We start from the raw sequence: 20,087 nt of genomic DNA on the forward strand, positions 1-20,087 counted from the left end.
GTCACCGCCCGGCAGCCCCCTTACTTGTCCAGCTCGGCCAGATAGAGCATGGGGATCACGGCGTACATGGCGGCGCACTTGACCAGATGCTCCTTCCAGGTCTTCTCGTTCGGCGCGTGGGCCTCCGGCTCCTTGCCCGGGCCAAAGCCGATGACCGGGATGCCGTGACGACCCATGATGGAGACCCCGTTGGTCGAGAAGGTCCACTTGTCCACCACCGGCGCCTTGTTGAACAGCTGGGTGTACGCCTTGGAGAGGGTCTTGACCGTGATGTGATCCTCTTCCACCTTCCAGGTCGGGAAGTAGCACTCGGTCGGGTAGACCAGACCTGTGTAGGCCGGACGGTCGTACTGGTACATGGAGACCTCGGCGCCGGCGGCTTGCACCGCAGGCAGGGCGCGGATCTCGTCGAGCGCCCCTTGCCAGGTCTCGCCCCAGGTGAGACGACGGTCGATGGAGACGGCGCAGCTGTCCGCCACGGCGCAGCGGCTTGGGGAAGTGAAGAAGATCTCGGAGACGGTCAGGGTGCCCTTGCCGAGGAAGTCGTCATTGCCGAGGTTGTGGCTGAGTTCCTGCAATTCACCGAGGATCGGGCCCATCTTGAAGATGGCGTTGTCACCGCGCTCCGGCGCGGAGCCGTGGCAGCTCACCCCCTGCACCTCCACGCGGATCTCCATGCGGCCACGCTGGCCACGGTAGATCTGGCAGTCGGTCGGCTCGGTACTGACCACGAATTCGGGGCGGATCTTGCTCTGCTCTATGATGTACTGCCAGCAGAGACCATCGCAATCCTCCTCCTGCACGGTGCCGGTCACCAGCAGGGTGTACTCGTCTTCCAGCCCCAGATCCTTGATGATCTTGCCGGCGTAGACCATGGAGGCCATGCCCCCTTCCTGATCGGAGGCACCGCGGCCACCGATGATCTCGTGATCTTCCATCCCCTCATAAGGGTCGAAGGTCCAGTTGGCGCGGTTGCCGACACCGACGGTATCGATGTGGGCATCCATGGCGATCAAGTGCGGGCCGTGGCCGATATAGCCCAGCACGTTGCCCATGGGGTCGATCACGACCTTGTCAAAACCAACCTTCTCCATCTCCTGCTTGATGCGCAGCACCACCCGCTCTTCATCACAGCTCTCGCTCGGGATGGCGATCATGTCGCGCAGGAACTGAGTCATCTCGGCCTTGTACTGGTAAGCCTTCTCCAACACCATTTCAAACGGAATTTGCTTGCTCATTGTGTCTCTCCATAACCAACCTGGGGGTACGGGAGTGCGCCTCCCGCCCGCTACTCGTCATGGCACCCGCCGGGCACCATCATTTTCAATTCGTACCTCTTTCATTTGCAGGCGGGATTACCCGCAGGCAGGGTGCTTGCCTTCCCACACCACTTCCCGGTAATGGGCCACGTCGGTGTCCCCTTCGGTGTTGATCACCAGCACCACCGACTGCTCATCGAGCCCTAGCCGGGCCATCAGCGCCGCGCGATCCGGGTGGTGGCGCACCGCCGCCAGCACGCCGGTGCCGACCGAGCCGGATTCGCCGGAGATGATGCGGGGATCATCGCCAAGGGGGTTGCCGAGCACGCGCATACCGAGCGCCGAGACCTTGTCGTGACAGGAGATGAACTGGGTGGTGCAGCCACGCAGCACCGGCCAGCCGAGGGGATTGGGTTCGCCGCAGGCGAGACCGGCCATGATGGTGCGCATGTCGCCCCCCACGTTGACCATCTCCCCCGCCACGCCGGAGCGGTAGATGCAGTCGGCCTGATCCGGCTCGACCACGATACTGTGCAGGTTCTTCGCCCCGAAGCAGTCCACCAGATAGCCGAGCACGCCGCCCGCCAGCGCCCCGACCCCGGCCTGCAGCAGCACGTGGGTGGGCTGTTTGATGCCCATGGCCTGCATCTGCTCGACCGCTTCGTCGGCCAGGGTGGCGTAACCCTGCATGATCCAGGTCGGGATCTTGGTGTACCCCTCCCAGGCGGTGTCCTGCACTATGTACCAGCCGCGCTCCTCGGCCATCTTCATGGTCAGGCGCACGGTGTCGTCGTAGTTCATGTCGGTGACGATGCACTCGGCCCCCAGCGCCAGAATGTGATCCACCCGCTCCTGGGCCGAGCCCTTGGGCATGTAGACCACCGCATGCTGACCCACCTGCTTGGCGGCCCAGGCGACGCCGCGACCGTGGTTGCCGTCGGTGGTGGTGGCGAAGGTCATCGGCTCCTTGATGGTGCGCTTGATGAGATCGAAGGTGAAATCCTCCACCGCCACCCCGTATTTTTCACAGAGCAGGTTGGCGATGGCGTAGACGCCACCCAGCATCTTGAAGGCATTGAGACCAAAGCGCTTGGACTCATCCTTGACCAGAATGTTCTTCACCCCGATATAGGCGGCGAGCGCTGTCAGATCGCACAGGGGGGTGGGCTCATAACCGGCCAGTTTTTTATGAAAGGCGCGGGCCTTTTGCGCCTCGATACGGGAAAACAGGGGCAGCGACTCACCGGTAAAGAAACGGTTATCGGCAATCTCCATCTTCAGGGAAAATTGGGACATGAATACCTCGCAAAGAGTCATCTCGCCGGGGATCATCGAGTGAAAAGCGCCCCGGGGAGAGAACCCGTGACAATCATTGCGTGATGACGACGGCCGGGCGGGACTTATTTCCCGCCCGGCCAGGCCATTATTTGACGCGTTTTTGCGCCTCTTTTATCAAGCCTTCGAGGGCGGCGCCCGGTGCCGAGAATTTACGGGCGACAATCATGGCGGCGATAATATAGGGCTTCCAGCTCGCCTCTTTATAAGTGGCGATCCGGTATTTCTCGAATACCCCTTCACTCACTTCCCCTTCCTTGCAGGAGACGCCGGAAATATCCGCCGGCAGGCAGTGCATATAGAGCGCTTCACCCCCCTTGGTAAGGGCCATCATCTCTTCGGTGCAGTGCCAATCCTTGTGCTTGGCGTTTTGCGCCAGGCAATGCTGCTCCAGCTCCTTGAGGCCAGCGTGATCGTTGGCCCGCAGCAACTCGGTGCGCTGCTCCATCACCTGATAGGGCGCCCAGGACTTGGGATAGACGATATCGGCATCCTTGAACGCCTCTGCCATGGAGGTAACCTGGCGGAAACTCCCGCCGGAGGCCTTGGCATTCTCCCTGGCCACCTCGATCACGTCCGGGATCAGGTCATACCCCTCCGGGTGGGCCAGGGTCACGTCCATGCCAAAGCGGGTCATCAGGCCGATGATGCCCTGCGGCACGGAGAGCGGCTTGCCGTAGCTCGGCGAGTAGGCCCAGGTCATGGCAATCTTCTTGCCCTTGAGGTTCTCGAGGCTGCCGAAGTGCTCCTGCAACCAGGCGAGATCAGCCATGGACTGGGTCGGGTGATCAATGTCGCACTGCAGGTTGACCAGCGCCGGGCGCTGGGGCAGTACCCCCTTCTCGAACCCTTCGTCGAGCGCGGCGCCCACTTCACGCATGTAGGCGTTGCCGGCCCCCAGGTACATGTCGTCGCGAATGCCGATGGCATCGGCGCAGAAGGAGATCATGTTGGCGGTTTCGCGGACGGTCTCGCCGTGGGCAATCTGGGACTTGCCCTCGTCCAGATCCTGCTGGGTCAGGCCAAGCAGGTTGAGGGCGGAGGCGTAGGAGAAGCGGGTACGGGTGGAGTTGTCACGAAACACCGAGATGCCAAGACCGGTATTGAACAGCTTGGTGGCGATGTTTTCGGCACGCAGTCCCTTGAGGGCCTCGGCCAGTTTGAGCACCAGCGCCAGCTCCTGAGGGGTCTGCTCCCAGGTCAGCAGGAAATCTTTTTCATGCAGGTTGGACTTGAGTTCATTGATCTCTTTGATTAACTGGTTCACTGCTTTCATCGTTAGCCCCAATCTGTTGATGAGAAATGCATTGCTCCCCTTCCACTCACAGGTCACCGAAACAAGGGCCATTGGGTGAGTTCATCGGTCAGCGTCAAATAAGGGCAATCAATAAGTGTGCCAACGCATAAATAAGCGGGAAATAACCAGAAAAGGCGTCTTGAATGTGAGCCGGCGCACAGCCTGAGGCTATATGGCGCCCCGCCAAGGCAGGTGAGTCGGCTTATTTTCAAGCTGATGGCTGCGCGCCACTGAAATAGCGCGAGAATAGTGTGAGAGGAGGCCAAGCCGGCCCTGATAATTATCAGTCCGGCTATCACCGGCACCTGCCAATTGATAGAGAACGGGGCCACATTCTCATAATGATAACGCCGCGATTGTCGGTCGCGGCACGGTGAAGCGGGGCCGCCAGGCGACCCGCTGCGGGATCAGGCCTGCACGGCTATCTCGTACTTCTTTATCTTGCGATAGAGGGTGGCGATGCCGATCCCGAGCGCCTGGGCGGCCAGCTTCTTGTTGCCAAGGCGCAGCAGGGTCTCCTCTATCATCTGTTTTTCCATGCTCTCCAGCCCGTTTTCGCCAAGTGGCAGCGCCAACCCGCGCTCGACCTGACCGGCGGCCGGCTCTGGCAGGCTTGCCTCTGGCGATGACCAGGGCGTCCCGGCAGCCGGTGCCGGGTTGCCAGCGGCAGGGCTGAGCGCAGGGTCGGCCAGCATGCCATGGGAATAAGGGTCTGGCGAGAGCGGCATGCGCGCGATCTGCGCCGTGCTCCGAGGCGGCTCGTCCGCCCCACTGCGCTGGTTGCGCAGGATGTTGGGGGGCAGCAGGATGCTCTCGATCACCTCCCCCGCCTGCACCACGTTCACCAGGTACTCGATGAGGTTGCTGAGCTCGCGCACGTTGCCGGGCCAGCGGTAGCCCTCCAGCAGTGCCATCACCTCCGGGCTCAGTCCCGGATACAGCAGGCCGATGCGGCTGGTGTGCAGGTTGAGGAAGTAGTGGGTCAGCAGCGCCACGTCCCCCTCCCGCTCGCGCAGGGGCGGCAGGTGGATGGGAATGACGTTCAAGCGATAGAAGAGATCCTCGCGAAACTTGCCCTCGGCGATGTACTGCTCCAGATGCTGGTGGGTCGCGGCTATGATACGGATGTCCACCGGCACCGGCCGGCTGGCGCCGATTGGGGTCACTTCCCTCAGCTCCAGCACCCGCAGCAGCTTGGCCTGCATGGTGAGCGGCATGTCCCCTATCTCGTCGAGAAACAAAGTCCCCTGCTGGGCGGCCTGGATCAGCCCCTGCTTGCCGGTGCTGGAGGCGCCGGTGAAGGCCCCCTTCACGTAACCGAACAGCTCGCTCTCGAGCAGCTGCTCGGGGATGGCGGCGCAGTTGATGGCGATGAAGGGCTTGTCGCGGCGCGGGCTGAGCCGGTGGATGGCGCGGGCCACCACCTCCTTGCCGGTGCCGCTCTCGCCGCACACCAGCACGCTGGAGGGGCTCAGGGCGATGCGATGGAGCAGCTTTTTCAGGGCCCGCATCGGCTTGCTCTCCCCGATCAGCATGCTGACCCCCTCGTCGGGCTCCAGCGGCGGGTTCGGCGTGCCGTGGGACTGGTGAAACGCCATCAGAAACAGCTGCTGGCCCTGTACGTGGTGCAGCTGGCCGATGATCAGCTCCTGACGATCCCCCAGGGTGACGATGTGCTGCAGGTGGCCGGTCAGCCCCTGCTGGGCAAAGGTGAGCGGGCGCAGCCCAATCTCGCAGCCCAGCAGCGCCTCCTGCTGGCAGTTGAGCTGCTTGAGCGCGACCTCGTTGGCGTAGAGCAGCTGGCTCTTCTCGTCGAGCAGCAGGCAGCCCTGATCCATGTGGTTCATCAGACTCAGGAAGACCTTGTTGACCCCGTCCGACAGCCCGCGCGAGTCGAGCAGCTTGGCCACGAAGATGCTGGAGATGTGCTGCACATAGTCGCACACCTCCTGCAGGTTGTTGTTGAGGCGGGCCTGCTGCTCCGGATTGAAGGCCACCAGGCTGATCACCCCGATGCAGTTCTCCTCCACCATGATGGGCACCCCGAGAAAGGCCCGCTCCCGGCAGCTCTCCTTGCAGCTGCACCCCTCGCAGACCGGATCCTCGCTGGTGTGGGTGACGATCTTCTCGCGCTGATGCTCGATGACGTAGCGCAACAGGCGGGAGTCCCCCTCCAGCTGGCGACCGAAGAACTTGCCGTAAGGGCCGGTTCCCGCCACCCGCACCATGTTGGCGTCCACGATTTCCACTTCCAGTTGCAGCACGCTGGCCAGCATCTTGGCAAAGCGCAAAATGGTGGGCTGGATCTGCATCAACAAACATTGGTTACTGACGGACATCATGTTGTAAATCCCCTGGCTCCCACCCCGGGTGGGATTCATGCTGGCCAGATACTATGCCAATTCGACGGCAGCGACTTCGCCGAGGATCACGAAAAGGGAACTTGCACCCACCCCGCTCCCGGGAGTGAGAGCTGGCGCAGAGTGGGGAAGAGAAAAGCCAAGGAGCAGGCCGCCCACATCATCCGGTGTGCGCTAAAACGACGAGAAGGGCCGGCTCAGCTGCCCAGATGCAGGGCCAGCCAGACTGCCAGCGGGATCACCAGGACCGAGAGCGCATTGCCACCGAGCACGATACTGGCCACCTTCTCGGGCTGGCACTGGTACTGCTCGCACAGCATGTAGTTGAGCACCGCCGGGGGCAACGCCACCGACAGCATCAGAAGCGGAACCCAGGCCGGTTGCAGCGGCAGCAGCCAGACCGCCAGCCCCAGGGAGATACCGCCCGCCAGCAGATAGAGCAGGTTGCACTTGAGGGCGAGCCCCAGGTGATCCAGCTCCCCTTCCATCAGCCGGATACCCAGGGCAAACAGCATCAAGGGCACCGAGATCTGGCCAAGCAACGAGGCGCTGGTCACCAGGTATTCGGGCAGCGGAATGTGCAGATTGGCCACCAGCAGGCCCGCCAGGGCGGCCCACAGCACAGGGCTGCGCAGCCAGAGCCAGCGGGAGGTGTTGGCCGAGAGGATGAACATGCCCACCGAGAAGTGGAGCAGGTTGGAGAGCACGAAGAGGATGATGATGGCGCCCAGCTGCTGCTCGCCGAAGGCCAGCACCATCAGCGGAATGCCGAGGTTGCCGGTGTTGCGAAACATGGCGGGCAGGATCAGGGCCGGTCGGCTGATGCTGCTAAGCCTGAGCAGGGAGAGCAGCAGCCCCGGCAGCAGGATCACCAGGGCCCCCGCCGCGATGAGCGAGAGGTGAGCCATCAGATCCAGCGGGTATTTGACCAGCGCCGAGAAGACCAGCGCCGGGGTGAACAGCTCGATATTGGCCCGGTTGACGTAACCCAGCGCGCCGCCCGGACGCAACCGGCCGTAGAGGGCGCCAAGCCCCACCACCGCAAACACCGGAATGACGATATTGAGCAGCGCGCTGAACATAGGCGAGTCCTTTACAGTTCGCGGGCGGGGGTTCCCATCAGCAGCACGGGATCCAGGGTCACTTCCTGGCGACCGTTGCTCACCCAGAGCTGGCCATCGGAGATGGTACAGGTGAGCTGCATGGTGCGCTCGACCATCTCGGTCAGCGGCAGGGTCTGGCTGTCGGAGAGCTCAATCACGGTGAGGTTGTCGTGCAGGCTGAGCTTGCCCTGGTTCTGCTTCCACCAGACGCTGGTGCCACGGCCGCCGTAGAGGTAGAGCACCACATGGCGGGAGCGGTTGCACGCCTTCTTGAGACGGCGCTCGTCGGGCTGACCGAGTTCGATCCAGAGTTCAATCTCGTCGGAATAGTTCTTGCGCCAGAGCTCGGGCTCATCATCGGCAGAGAGGCCCTTGGTGAACTCCAGTCGCTCGGCGGCGTGCCAGGCGAAGGCCGCCAGCCGGATCATCATCCGCTCGTCGGTCTCGGAGGGGTGACGGGCCAGGGTGAGAGAGAAGTCCTGATAGAGATTGCGATCCATGTCGGACAGGCTGAGCTGAGCCTTGAATACGGTTGCCTTGAGAGCCATAGAAAACCTTGAATACCTTGGGAAGCGGGCCGAAACGAAAAACTGCGCGCCAGTGTAATCAAAATCGGCGGCAGGTTCGACCTCAAGCAGCACAGATTTGGCCCGGCTCGCGCAGATAACAGCCTGCAGAGGCTCCAAAAACAAATGCCAGTCCGAAGACTGGCATTTGGCGGTATGAACGAAAGAAGCGGATCACTTCTCGGCGGACTTGACCCCGAAGGCATTGAGCAGCAAGCAGCAGGTCACTGCCACCGCTACAAACCCGCTCAGGAAGATAAAGGGCATGGCCCCGTATCCCAATACAGTCCAGATGGTTTGTTCAAGCAGACTCATTATGTGTCCTTCATCCAGTGAAATGGGTGTCCCTTTCGTGACGGGGTTATTCCCCGTTCCTGATGATGCTATTTGACCCCAACCAGCGCCTGAGTCCTATGCCACCAAAGTAATAAATAGGGGGCTACTTTGCGTTGGATCAACAATTTATCCCTTGCCGAGGAAAAATATGGACGCAATTCAACCCGTTGTCAGCCTGCGGCCCTCTCCTCTCCCATTGCTGCACCAAAAAGAAGGAGGCGACCCTGAGGTCGCCTCCTTGTCGGTTGGGCTGTTGCCGCGAGCGGCGCACCCTCAATAGAAGCGCTGCTGCTCGGCAGCCATCGCCTTGAGGCGATCGCAGGGGGCGAACCGGTCGCCATGGCGCTTCTGGTAGTGCTCAAGACGCGCCACCAGGTGCTCGATGCCAAGGCTGTCCATGTAGCGGAACGGGCCGCCCAGGAACGGCGGGAAGCCGATGCCGAAGATGGCGCCGATGTCGCCATCGCGGGCCGAGGCCACCACGCCGCTGTCGAGCGCCATGGCCGCTTCGTTGAGCATCATCAGCACGCAGCGCTCGGCGATCTCCGCCTTGGCCTGTTTGGCTTGGGGGCTGACGCCCAAGACGCCGTAGACGCTGTCGTCCACCTTCTTCTTGCCCTTGGCGGCCTTGCCGTAGAGGTAGAAGCCCTTGCCGTTCTTGCGCCCCTTGCGATCGTTTTGCAGCAGCTTGTCAAAGGCCGCCGGCGCCTGGAAGCGCTCGCCCCCCAGCTCTTTCTCGAGGATCGGGGAAATCTTGGCCCCCACGTCGATCCCCACCTCGTCCAGCAGGGTGATGGGGCCCACCGGGAAGCCGAAATCGAGCAGGGCACCGTCCAGCACCTCCACCGGCTCCCCTTCCAGCACCAGGCGCGCAGCCTCGTTCATGTAAGGAGCCAGGATGCGGTTGACGTAGAAGCCCGCCTCGTCCTTGACCACGATGGGGGTCTTGCCTTGGGCGCGGGCGAAGGCCAGGGTGGTGGCAACCGTCTCGGCACTGGTGCCGGCGTGGGGGATGATCTCCGCCAGCGGCATCTTGTCCACCGGGCTGAAGTAGTGCAGCCCCACCACCCGCTCCGGGTGTGCCGCCGCCGAGGCGATCTGGTGGATAGGCAGGGAGGAGGTGTTGGAGGCAAACACAGTGTGCTCGCCGCACTCGCGCTCCACGTCCTGCACCATCTGGTGCTTGAGGGCGAGATCTTCGAACACCGCCTCCACCACCATGTCGACCCGGTGGAAACCGGAGTAGTCGAGGGTGCCGGTGAGCAGGCTCATCTGCTTCTCAAGCTCGCTGCGCAGGATATGACGACGCTTGAGCTTCTTGGCCAGGATGTCGTAGCTGTAGCGCATGGCGTTGCCGATGCCGGCACTGGCCACGTCCTTGATCCGCACCGGTACCCCCGCCTTGGTGGCGGTGACGAAGGCGATGCCGCCCCCCATCAGACCGCCGCCCAGCACGGCGGCATGACCCACCTTGCGCGGCTCGGCCCCCTGATAGGTGACCTCCTTCTTCATCTCTGTGGTGGCAAAGAAGATGGAGCGCAGGGCGGCGGATTCGCTGGTCATCACCAGCTCGCCAAAGTGGCGGGATTCGGCGGCAAGGCCTGCCTGCATCCCCTCTTCCACCCCGATGCGCACCACCTCCAGGATCAGCTCAGGGGCCGGGTAGTTGCCGCGGGTCTTCGCCTTCACCCCCTTGCGGGCCTGATCGAACAATACCTTGCGGCCAAGCTTGTTGGTCTCCAGCAGTTTGCCCTGCAGATCCCGCTTCAGCTCGTGGCGGGGCTTGCCCTTCTTGGCCAGCTTGATGGCGGCCTCCAGCAGGATGGAGGGGGGCACCACATCGTCCACCAGCCCCAGTTTCCTGGCCTGCTTGGCCCGCACCTGCTTGCCGGTCAACATCAGATCGAGCGCCTTGGCCACCCCGATGAGGCGCGGCAGACGCTGGGTCCCGCCGGAACCCGGCAGCAAGCCCAGTTGCACCTCGGGCAGGCCGAGCACCGTCTTGCCGTGATCGGTGACCACCCGACCATGACAGGCCAGCGCCAGCTCCAGCCCGCCGCCGAGGCAGGGGCCGTGGATGGCGGCGATCACCGGAATGGGCAGCGACTCGATCTCTGCAAAGATCACCTGCCCTTCCCGCGACAGCGTCTCGGCATCCTTGGCGCTGGTGCAGGCCGCCAGCATGCTGATGTCGGCGCCGGCGATGAAGGAGTCCTTCTTGCCGGAGACCACCACCAGGCCGATCAGCTCTTTATTGGCTTTCACCTCGGCCAGCACCGCGCGGATCTCGTCCACGAAGGCGGCTTTGAGGGTATTCATGCTCTCGCCCGGCACATCCATGGTGAGAATGCCGATGCCATCCTGGCGCACCGCCAGGGAAAAAGTCTTCTCGCTCATCACTCTACCTCCAACACCATGGCCACGCCGAGACCGCCCGCCGCACAGGCGGTGTTCAGCCCCAATCCTCCCCCCCGACGCCGCAGCTCGTGCAGGGTCTGGGTGATCATGCGCGCACCGGTCGCGGCAAAGGGGTGACCATAGGCCAGCGAGCCACCGAGGACGTTGAATTTGTCCATGTCCACCTCGCCGATGGCCTGATCACGACCCAGCTTGCTCTGGGCAAACTCGTGGCTGGCAAACATCTTGAGGTTGGCCAGGGTCTGGGCGGCAAAGGCTTCGTGCATGTCGATCAGAGTGAGATCGCTGAGCGTGATGCCGGCGCGGTCCAGCGCCAGCGGGGTGGCGTAGGAGGGGCCCATCAGCATGTCCTGCCACACATCGATGGCAGAAAACGCGAAGCTGCGGATATAGCCGAGCGGCTCGAGACCTAGCTCGCGGGCCCGCCCTTCGCGCATCAGCAGCACGGCGGCAGCGCCGTCGGTGAGCGGGGTGGCGTTGGCGGCGGTGACGGAGCCGTGCAGTCGGTCAAACACCGGCTTGAGCTTGGCGTAGCTCGCCAGATCCGAACTTTCGCGGATGTTGTTGTCTCGCTCCAGCGGCGCCTTGTAGGGAGGCACGTGAGCGGTGAACACCTCGCCATTGAGCTTGCCATCGGCCCAGGCCTGAGCGGCCAGGGTATGGGAGCGGTGCGCCAGCGCGTCTTGCGCCTCGCGGCTGATCTGGTGGCTCTTGGCCATCTGCTCGGCGGTCTGGCCCATGGAGAGACCGGTGGAGTACTCGGCCACGGCGGGCGGCACCGGCAGCAGATCCTTGACCCGCAGCTGGCGCAGGATATTGAAGCGCTGCTGCAGATTGCGCGCCTTGTTGAGATCCACCAGGGCGCGGGCCAGCTTCTTGCTCACCCCGATGGGCAGCACGGAGGAGGAGTCGGCACCGCCGGCGATGGCGATGTCCACCGTGCCGGCCATGATGGATTCGGTGACGTTGGCGACGGCCTGGAAACTGGTGGCGCAGGCGCGCGACACGCTATAGGCATCGGTGCTGACGCTCATGCCGGTGCCGAGCACGATCTCGCGAGCGATGTTGGGGGCTTCCGGCATCTGTACCACCTGGCCGAACACCAGCTGGTCGATGAGCTTGGGATCGAGATCGGTGCGAGCGAGCATCTCGCTCACCACCAGTTTGCCCAGATCCACCGCAGGCACGCCGTGAAAGGCGGTGGCCTGCTTGGCAAAGGGGGTGCGCAAACCCGCCACGACGGCAATCCGTTCGCCCTGGCGAGTCGTCAGTTTCAATGGCTCTTTCATCCTGGCTCCTTGGTTAAACGAGAAGACTAAAGGGAGAGGTCTGACCTCATTGCGCCACATCTTAACAATCCACTCACAAATTTCATACGGCTGATTGAAACTAAATTGCCGCCATCTTGGCCCCCTCCCTCGCCCTTGTGCGCCAACTGGAGTATAAAAAGATCAACTTCTATGAAAACAACGGGTTTATTGCATGGCAGCGGCCGAGTTCAGACAGCTTGGGGACTATCTTGGTAGTCAGATTCTGGGACAGGGCCCCCTCATTGAGGGGCTGCTGATCGCCCTGTTATGTGAAGGACATGTGTTGATCGAGGGCGCCCCCGGTCTTGCCAAGACCCGGGCCGTCAAGGCGCTGGCCGGCGCGGTGGAGGGGCGCTTCGCCCGCATCCAATTCACCCCCGACCTGCTGCCCGCCGATCTCACCGGCAGCGAGGTGTTTCATCCCCAGGATGCCAGCTTCGTGTTTCAGCCCGGCCCCCTCTTCAACCACCTGGTGCTGGCGGACGAGATCAACCGGGCGCCGGCCAAGGTGCAATCCGCCCTCTTGGAGGCGATGGCCGAGCATCAGATCACCGTGGGCAAGAAGAGCTGGCGCCTGCCGCCCCTCTTTATGGTGGCCGCCACGCAAAACCCGATAGAACAGGAGGGGACCTATCCCCTGCCGGAGGCCCAGCTCGATCGCTTCTTGCTCAAGCTGCTGGTGGACTACCCGAGCCCCGCCATGGAGCTGGCCATCCTCCAGCTCAACGCCCAGGGCGACACCCTGCCAACGCCGCCACTCACCCTGAGCCAGGCCGATCTGCTGGCGGCCCGCAGCGCGGTGCAGGCGGTGCAGATGCAGGGGCGCCTCGAACACTATCTGGTGCAGCTGGTCTGTGCCACCCGCCCTGGCAGCGGCCTGTGTCCGGAACTCGAGCCCCTGGTCGCGGTGGGCGCCAGCCCCAGGGCCAGCATAGGTCTGGCCAGGGCGGCTCGCGCCAGGGCCTGGCTGGCCGGGCGGGATTTCGTGCTGCCCGAAGACATTCAGCAACTGGCACCGGCCGTGCTGCGCCATCGCCTCATCCCCAGTTATCAGGCGCTGGCGGACAACCTCGACAACGAGGCGCTCATCACCCTGCTGCTGGATGCGATCCCATGCCCCTGAGCCCGCTCGTACCCTCTGCGCAGGCCCTGCTACCATGACGAGCGCCGCCGCTCCCCTCGCCCATCCCGATATCGCCCTGCCGCTTGCCAGGTTGCTGGCAATCAGGCTGTGGGCCCGGCAGGGGCCGCGCTCGCGTATTCAACCGGTGGCGCAGGGGCGGCTTGGCCGCACGCCGGGGCTCACCTTTCGCGAGCTGCGCGCCTATCAGGCCGGCGACGAGGTGCGCCACATCGACTGGCGGGTGACCGCCCGCCTCGGTCGCCCCTATACCCGCCTCTACAGCGAAGAGCAGGATCAAGCCCACTGGTTGCTGCTCGATCTCTCCCCGGCCATGTACTTCGGCTCACGCCACCAGCTCAAGGCACGCCTGGGCTGCGAGCTGGCCGCCGCCCTGCTCTGGCAAGGGGAAAAGCAGGCCAACACCCTGATCTGCCACGGCGTGGAGACACACCTGCAACATCAGCGCGGCCCGCTGGTGCCGCTGCTGGAGGCCCTCTGCCACCACTACCGGCTGGGGCTGGCGCGCACGCCGCCCCTCCACGCCCTGGCCCATACCCTGGCCCGCCTCAATCTGCCCCACGGCGCCAGATTGACCCTGATCACCGATCACAGCCCCTTCGATGAGGCGCTCTGCCGCCAGTTGCAGCTGCTCGGTCGGCGCCATGACATTCATTGCTGGCAGATCCGCGATCCGCTGGAGGCAGCCCTGCCCGCCCAGGGCCTCCTGGCGGTGCGCGCCGGCCAGCAAAGCGGCTGGCTCGAGGCCGGCGAAGCGGGGTTCGCCTGGCGCTATCAAGCAGCCGCCGAGCAGCTGGCCCGCCAGAGCCATCAGCAGCTGCTGCCGCTGGTGCAGCGCCTCTACCGGCTCGACAACGGCCAGCCGCTGCAACGCCAGTGGCAGGAGGGGGCATGCCGCCAATTCTGAACTGGCTTGCCAGCGCCGTGCCGGGCAGCAATGTGCCCACCTCCCCGCTGGCGGCCCAGCTGCGCGACATTCATCCCGGCCCACCGCTGCAGCTCGCCGCTGATCCCCGCCTGCTGGGCTGGTGGTGGCTGCTGATCGCCCTGCTGGTCGGCACCATGATCATCCTCGGCGTGCAGAGCCTGCTGCGTTATCGCCGCTGGCGGCGGCAGCTCGACTGGCAGGCCCCCGATCTGGTACCCAGGTTGCAGGCCGTGATGCGCGAGGCCGTGCTGCCGCGCTGGCCCGAAGCGGCCTCCCTGCAGGGCGAGCCCTGGCTCGTCTTTCTTGATTCTTTGGGGCTCGATTCTCTGGGGTTCAATTCTTTGGGGGGCAGCCGCTTTCGCGAGCTGGCCCCGCACTGGTCTGCCTGGCTCTACGGCGGTCAAAGCCCGGATGCGCAGCAGCGCCAGGCACTGCGCCGGGCCTACCTCGCCTGGGGACGTCACTGCATCTGCCCACCAGCCTGGTTGCTGGCACTACGCACTCGCTGGCGGCGCGGGCGAAGCCGTACAAAAGATGCGCACATCCGGAGGCAGCCATGATCCTCGCCTGGCCCTGGTTTGCCCTGGCGCTGGTGCTGCCGCTGCTGGTGCGCTTCGGCCTGCCGCCCCGCCCCAGCGGCGCAAACGACCCCGGTGTGCTGAACCATGCCGGCTTTCCTCTGCTGCGCCCCCATGCCGGCCAACCCCTGTGGCGAATGGCGCTGTGCTGGTGCGCCCTGGTGCTGGCGCTCTGCCGCCCCCAGTGGCAGGAGCCGCCTCAGGTTAGCTACCAGAGCAGCCGGGATCTCATCCTGGCGGTGGATCTCTCCGACAGCATGCGCACCCAGGACATGCTGGACGACGGGGAGCAAAAAGACCGGCTCAGCGCGGTGCGCCAGCAGATAGACAGGCTCATCGCCGCCCGCCCCGGCGATCGTATCGCCCTCATCGTGTTCGCCGACCACGCCTACCTGCTTTCGCCCCTGACCCAGGAGACCAACGCCCTGCTCGGCCTCACCCGCGAGCTCGATTTCGAGTTGGTGGGACGCACCACCGCGCTGGGCGAGGCCATCTTGCTTGCTCGCCAGCACAAGGCTCCCAACCGCTCCACCGCCCTCTTGCTGGTCACCGACGGGCGCAACACCGCCGGCAGCGCCGATCCCCTCAGCGAGGCCAAGCGGGCAGCCGCTGCAGGCATTCGCCTCTATACCCTGGGGGTGGGCGCCGATCCGGATACCTTTGCCGAGGCGATGACCCCCGCGCAGGCCCCGGCCCAGAGCGACCCCAGCGCCGAGCTGGACGAAGTCCTCTTGCAGCAGCTGGCCGAGGTGGGCCATGGCCGCTACTTCCGCGCGCGCACCCAGGGGGATCTCGAGGCCATCAATCAGGCGCTGGATACCCTGGAGCCCGTCGCCACCGCGCAGACCCGCTATCGCCCCAACGTGGAGCTCTACCCCTGGCCGCTGGCGCTGGCCTGGCTGCTGCTGAGCTGGCCAGCCCGGTTGCGCTGGCCGGCGCGGCTGACTCGCAAGGCCCTGCCTGACAACCCGTCCCGAGGCGCCCCATGATGGAGCTCATCCTGCTGCGCCCACTCTGGTTGCTGGCCCTGCTGCCCTGGTTGTGGCAGGGATGGCGCCGTCGCCACCAGGCCCCGCTGCTGGCCCCCGCCATGCAGGCCTATCTGCTGCCGGGACCGCGGCGCCAGCGCCCCTGGCTCTGGCTGGCCTGCCTGCCGGTGATCCTGGCCTTGAGCGGCCCAGCCCTGCGCCAGCAGAGCCTGAGCGTGCCAAGCCCCGCCCTCGACATCTGGCTGCTGGACCTCTCCCGCTCCATGCTGGCCGTCGACCTGCTGCCGGATCGGGCCACCCGGGTGCGGGTGCTGCTACAGGATCTGCTGGCCGACAGCGAGCGGCAGGAAGCAGCCCATCCCATCGCCCTCATTCTGTTTGCCGGGGATGCCTACCTCGCCATGCCGCCCACCCGGGATCAGCAGGCCATCGCCCTGCTGCTGCCCGACCTGCGCCCGGCCATAATGCCAAGACAGGGCAGTGCGCCCGAGCGCGCCGTGGCACTGGCGCTCAAGCAGATCCCCGCCGGCCGGCAGGCCCGCCTGCTGCTGATCACCGATGACCTGACCGCCCGTCAGGCCGAGCGGATCAAGGCGAGCTGGCCCTGCCAGGGCAACCTCTTTTGCCACCCCGAAGTGCAAGCCCGTCTCGATATCCTGCTGGTCAACGCAGGCCAGCCCAGTCAACTGCCCGTCACTCTGGGCGGCGGCCTTGGCCGCGAGCTGCCCGCCCCGGATGTGGCAACGCTGCAGCAGCTGGCCGGCGATCTCGGCGGTCAGCTGCAGTGGCTGCAGCAAGGATTGCCGCGCTTTGCCCCCCTGCCCATGAGTCAGACCACAGGCGCGCACCAGGCGCAGGATCTCGGCCCCTGGCTGCTGCTGCCCCTGCTGCCGCTGGCACTGCTGGCCCGCATCGGCAGCCTATGGCTGGTGGTAATGGGGACACTCTTGCTGACGCCCCCCTCCCTGCAGGCCAATCCGGCGCTTGCCAGCATGCCTCCCGGCGGGGACAACCTGGCCTGGCAGGCCTTCTTGCAGGGGCGCTATCACGAGGCGGCCCGCACCTTTGCCGATCCCGTCTGGCAGGGCAATGCTTGGTATCGGGCCGGCGACTACGCCCGGGCCGTTGCCGCCTACGGCCGGGCCAACAGCGCCACAGCCCACTACAACCGGGGCAACGCCCTGGTACAGCTGGGCCAGTTGGCCGCCGCCGAGCAGGCCTATCTGGCGGCGCTGGCACTGGTCCCCAACCATGAAGATGCACTTTACAACCTGGCGCTGCTGCGCGCCCAGCCGCCCGCGGCAGCACCAGAGGCGCAGGATCCCAAGCCTGTCGATCCCCCCGAACAGGCCGCGACCCCGGATGTCCCGCTGCCTCCATCTCCCCCCGTACTGCTGCTGGAGCAACGGCTGCGCAAGGAGGATCAACGCAGACGCGAGCAGGAGGCCGACAAGGGCCTTCTCCCCACAAGAGGGGAGGATCCTTGGTGACGCGCCTCTTTGCCCCTTGCCATGCGCTCTGCCTTCTGCTGCTCTGGCTGCTGCCGGCGCAGCTCTTTGCCGCCCCGCCCCGAGCCGAGTTGCTGCCGGGGGCCGATCGCCGCGACTGGCTGCTGATCATCGAAGCGGACGGCGAGCGCCAGAGCGATGAACTCGCCATCACCCCCCTGCTGCGCCGCTTTGCGGTGGGCAAGGTGACCATGAGCCGGGTCACGGCCCCGCAGCAAAACCTGACCCGCTGGCAGATCCCCCTGCTCCTGCTGGACGACGCAGAGCAGCAGGTGCCGGCTCTGTCGCTGGGGAAAGAGCAGACCCCGTCCATCCCCTTTCCGCCGCGATCCGAGAGCGGCAGCCTGGTGCCTGCACCAGCCATCTCCCCCATCGAGTTGCAGGCCCGGGTGCTGCAACAGGGGCCGCTCTACCCCGGTCAGCCCTTTGTCTATCAGCTCAGCCTCTGGCTGCCCGCCAACATGGAGGCCCCCAACCTCACCGAGCCGGCCAGCGATGCCTTCACCGTCCGCCGTCTCGGCAACGATCAGTGGCAACCCCCGGCGAGCCCCGGCCTGCCTGGCCGGCTGACCCGCAGCTGGCTGCTGCAGGCCAGGGAAGCCGGGCGCCATCCGCTGGAGTCCCCCCGCTTTCAGGGGCGTCTGCCGCAGGATGACGGCGGCAGCGACCCCCTCTCGGCCCGGGCCGCCACCCTGTTCGTGCAGATCGACGAGCCCCCGCTGCAACCGGTGGCGAGCCGGCTTACCCTGAGCCAGCGGCTGGATCCCCCCACCGGCGCCAGAGCGGGCGAACCGGTAATCCGCACCCTGACCCTCACCCTGGAGGGGGGGGATGGCAACCGCCTCACCCTCTCCAGAGTGCTCGGGAGCACAACCCTGCCCGCCGGCGTGCAGGCCAGACCGGACGGGGAACAGCAGCAGGAGCGCTATCTCGCCGAGGGGACGCTGCGCTTCGAGCGCGAGTGGCGTCAGGCCCTGACCGTCGACGAGCCCGGCGACTACCTGCTGCCCGCCATCGAGCTGGCCTGGTTCAACACCCAACACAAGCGCATCGAATACGCGCGCCTGCCCGCCACGCCCCTGCACATCACCGCGGGCGTGCAGGGGCAACCGACCCGGGATGGGCCGAACGACGAGAGCCTGCTATGGGTCATCTGGGCTCTGCTGCTACGCGCCTGCTGGCGCCACGGGCCGCGCTGGCACGCCTTTTACCGCCTGCAACAGGCGCTGTATCGGGCCGATGCCGAACAGATCCGGGCCCGCTTGCTGGCGTGGGCCTGCCTGCGCTGGCCACTGCCCCATCTTCGTCTCGACACCCTGCCCTGTCGCCGCGATCCCGCTCTTGCGCCCCACTTCGCCGCCCTGGAGCGAGCCTGTTTTGCCGCCGTCTCCCCCGCTGGCCATGATGGGCACGACTGGCGTGGCTTTGCCGTGGCCCTATGCGGCCATGAAACTTTTGCGATAGCCTATGGCCTCAGGCAACTGGCCCGGATCGGTGGTTCCGGGCCTTCATTCAAATAAGGAAGCCCAGCGATGGCTTTAGGATTTTTCAGAAAAAAAGGCGCCACGGTCGGAAAGGATCCCACGACCTCCCCGGTCTATGGAGGTATGGCCGACAAACAAACCAAATACGAAGCCCTGGTGCATGCCCTGCACGGGGACATCTACCGCTACGCCTACTGGCTGTGCCGGGATCCGCAAGTGGCGGAAGACCTGGTGCAGGAGACCTTCCTGCGCGCCTGGAAGGGGATAGACACCCTGGTGGATGACAAGGCCGCCAAGGCCTGGCTCATCACCATACTGCGGCGGGAGAACGCCCGGCGCTTCGAGCGCAAGCAGTTCGATCTCGTCGATCTCGACGAGCACCCCCAGAGCGATCAGGAGGCGCTGCACAGCGAGCAGGAGATGGAGAACGAGTGGCTCAGACGCCACATCGCCCGCCTGCCGGCAGAATACCAGGAGCCCCTGCTGCTGCAGGTGCTGGGAGGCTTTAGCGGCGACGAGATCGCGGCGCAACTGGGGCTGAACAAGAACACCGTCATGACCCGACTGTTTCGGGCCCGCAATCAGATCAAAGAGGCCATGGAGTCAACGACCCAACAGAGAGGACACACCAATGGATGAGCTGGAATTTCGCCGTCGGGCCATAGCCCATCCACATGAGCAGGATCCCGCATTTCTCGAGCAGGCTCAGCGCTCCCCCGCCAACCGCAAGCATCTGGAAGAGATGAAGCAGCTCGATCGCAGCCTGCAGCGGGCGATGGAGGTCGAGGTGCCGGCCGGCCTGGCCGAGCGCATCCTGCTCAGGCAGGCACTGGAAGCAGATCAGGAGCAGGTGGTGCCCCTGCCGGTGCGCCCGCATAGCAACTGGCGTGCGCTGGCGATGGCCGCCTCGGTCGCCTTCCTGCTCGGCATGAGCACCCGCTGGCTGAGCTGGCCGCAGGCCACCCCGAACGAGCTCTCGCTGGCCCAGGTCGCCATGGCCCACGTCTATGGCGAGGAGCCCTTCATCAAGGATGTGGACGAGCAGGTGAGCTTGCGCACCATCAACGCCAAGATGGAGAAATATGGCGCCACCCTGATGGGCATGCAGGGGCTGAAGATCACCTATGTCAACCACTGCTCCTTCTATCAGGGGCCGGCGCTGCACATGGTGCTGCAGGGCAAGATGGGCCCGGTCACCCTGTTCCTGGTGCCCAAGCATGTGCCGCTCACCCTGCAGCCCACCTTCGAGGATGGTCAGCTCAAGGGGGAGATCCTGCAACTCAAGGGGGCCAACATGGTACTGATCGGTGACATGGAGGAGCCGCTGGCACCGGTGGCGCAGCAGCTGGAATCCCGGCTGCACTGGTCGATTTAACAGGTGTTAACGCAATCCTGACCCGAACGACCTCGGGTCAACCCAACGGGCAGACCAGACAACTTGGCTGCCCGTTTCCGCCCTTATCCCCCACGATTTG

At 64.9% G+C, this 20,087-nt stretch carries 17 protein-coding genes; 8 read left to right on the forward strand and 9 right to left on the reverse strand.

Features of this window, described 5'->3' with window-relative positions:
- Positions 1 to 20: 20 nt before the first annotated feature.
- From AB5Y95_RS03405 to fadI, 9 genes are all read right to left on the reverse strand, one after another.
- Positions 21 to 1,238 carry a YgeY family selenium metabolism-linked hydrolase gene (locus AB5Y95_RS03405; RefSeq protein ID WP_279450684.1) on the reverse strand — a complete coding sequence of 406 codons (1,218 nt, stop codon included), beginning with the start codon at positions 1,236 to 1,238 and terminating at the stop codon, positions 21 to 23.
- Between the two features lie 117 nt (positions 1,239 to 1,355).
- A complete protein-coding gene (gene dpaL / locus AB5Y95_RS03410; protein WP_368159514.1) occupies positions 1,356 to 2,555 on the reverse strand; it encodes a diaminopropionate ammonia-lyase in 1,200 nt (399 codons plus the stop codon).
- Between the two features lie 127 nt (positions 2,556 to 2,682).
- Complete coding sequence (gene ygeW / locus AB5Y95_RS03415; RefSeq protein ID WP_043171403.1) at positions 2,683 to 3,870, reverse strand: knotted carbamoyltransferase YgeW; 1,188 nt, start codon at positions 3,868 to 3,870, stop codon at positions 2,683 to 2,685.
- A gap of 428 nt (positions 3,871 to 4,298) precedes the next feature.
- Positions 4,299 to 6,233: a sigma 54-interacting transcriptional regulator gene (locus AB5Y95_RS03420; RefSeq protein WP_368159515.1), complete on the reverse strand. Its 1,935-nt coding sequence runs from the start codon at positions 6,231 to 6,233 to the stop codon at positions 4,299 to 4,301.
- A 215-nt stretch (positions 6,234 to 6,448) separates the two neighbouring features.
- The gene (locus AB5Y95_RS03425) at positions 6,449 to 7,333 is read right to left on the reverse strand and encodes an AEC family transporter (RefSeq protein ID WP_168754754.1); all 885 of its coding nucleotides are present in this window, start codon (positions 7,331 to 7,333) and stop codon (positions 6,449 to 6,451) included.
- An 11-nt stretch (positions 7,334 to 7,344) separates the two neighbouring features.
- Positions 7,345 to 7,902 carry a YaeQ family protein gene (locus AB5Y95_RS03430; RefSeq protein ID WP_010633897.1) on the reverse strand — a complete coding sequence of 186 codons (558 nt, stop codon included), beginning with the start codon at positions 7,900 to 7,902 and terminating at the stop codon, positions 7,345 to 7,347.
- 192 nt (positions 7,903 to 8,094) lie between these two features.
- Positions 8,095 to 8,235, reverse strand: a complete 141-nt coding sequence (locus AB5Y95_RS03435) for a TIGR02808 family protein (protein ID WP_005301193.1) — start codon at positions 8,233 to 8,235, stop codon at positions 8,095 to 8,097.
- A gap of 294 nt (positions 8,236 to 8,529) precedes the next feature.
- Positions 8,530 to 10,653: a fatty acid oxidation complex subunit alpha FadJ gene (fadJ, locus tag AB5Y95_RS03440; protein ID WP_208199408.1), complete on the reverse strand. Its 2,124-nt coding sequence runs from the start codon at positions 10,651 to 10,653 to the stop codon at positions 8,530 to 8,532.
- Positions 10,653 to 11,963 (reverse strand): acetyl-CoA C-acyltransferase FadI, encoded by a 1,311-nt coding sequence (gene fadI / locus AB5Y95_RS03445; protein WP_005301198.1) that lies wholly within the window; start codon positions 11,961 to 11,963, stop codon positions 10,653 to 10,655. Before fadI ends, fadJ begins: the two co-directional genes overlap by 1 nt.
- 193 nt (positions 11,964 to 12,156) lie before the next feature.
- On the opposite strand from fadI, the gene AB5Y95_RS03450 reads away from it, so the two are divergent.
- Genes AB5Y95_RS03450 through AB5Y95_RS03485 form a run of 8 tightly spaced genes read left to right on the forward strand, consistent with a single transcriptional unit; the run spans position 12,157 to position 19,987 of the window.
- The gene (locus AB5Y95_RS03450) at positions 12,157 to 13,107 is read left to right on the forward strand and encodes a MoxR family ATPase (RefSeq protein ID WP_005301202.1); all 951 of its coding nucleotides are present in this window, start codon (positions 12,157 to 12,159) and stop codon (positions 13,105 to 13,107) included.
- A gap of 34 nt (positions 13,108 to 13,141) precedes the next feature.
- Entirely contained in the window at positions 13,142 to 14,032 is an 891-nt protein-coding gene (locus AB5Y95_RS03455; protein ID WP_368159516.1) for a DUF58 domain-containing protein, read from the forward strand.
- The gene (locus AB5Y95_RS03460) at positions 14,017 to 14,613 is read left to right on the forward strand and encodes a DUF4381 domain-containing protein (protein WP_368159517.1); all 597 of its coding nucleotides are present in this window, start codon (positions 14,017 to 14,019) and stop codon (positions 14,611 to 14,613) included. Before AB5Y95_RS03455 ends, AB5Y95_RS03460 begins: the two co-directional genes overlap by 16 nt.
- On the forward strand, positions 14,610 to 15,620 hold the full coding sequence (locus AB5Y95_RS03465; RefSeq protein WP_368159518.1) for a VWA domain-containing protein: 1,011 nt from the start codon (positions 14,610 to 14,612) through the stop codon (positions 15,618 to 15,620). The genes AB5Y95_RS03460 and AB5Y95_RS03465 overlap by 4 nt, the downstream gene beginning before the upstream one ends.
- Entirely contained in the window at positions 15,620 to 17,110 is a 1,491-nt protein-coding gene (locus AB5Y95_RS03470) for a VWA domain-containing protein (protein ID WP_368159559.1), read from the forward strand. The genes AB5Y95_RS03465 and AB5Y95_RS03470 overlap by 1 nt, the downstream gene beginning before the upstream one ends.
- Entirely contained in the window at positions 17,107 to 18,648 is a 1,542-nt protein-coding gene (locus tag AB5Y95_RS03475; RefSeq protein WP_368159519.1) for a hypothetical protein, read from the forward strand. Before AB5Y95_RS03470 ends, AB5Y95_RS03475 begins: the two co-directional genes overlap by 4 nt.
- A 12-nt stretch (positions 18,649 to 18,660) precedes the next feature.
- Complete coding sequence (locus AB5Y95_RS03480) at positions 18,661 to 19,251, forward strand: sigma-70 family RNA polymerase sigma factor (protein WP_005301215.1); 591 nt, start codon at positions 18,661 to 18,663, stop codon at positions 19,249 to 19,251.
- On the forward strand, positions 19,244 to 19,987 hold the full coding sequence (locus AB5Y95_RS03485; RefSeq protein ID WP_368159520.1) for a DUF3379 domain-containing protein: 744 nt from the start codon (positions 19,244 to 19,246) through the stop codon (positions 19,985 to 19,987). The genes AB5Y95_RS03480 and AB5Y95_RS03485 overlap by 8 nt, the downstream gene beginning before the upstream one ends.
- The last annotated feature ends 100 nt before the right edge of the window (positions 19,988 to 20,087 follow it).

Origin of the sequence: Aeromonas sp. R5-3 (genome assembly GCF_040908225.1) — a bacterium.
Lineage (GTDB): Bacteria > Pseudomonadota > Gammaproteobacteria > Enterobacterales > Aeromonadaceae > Aeromonas > Aeromonas dhakensis.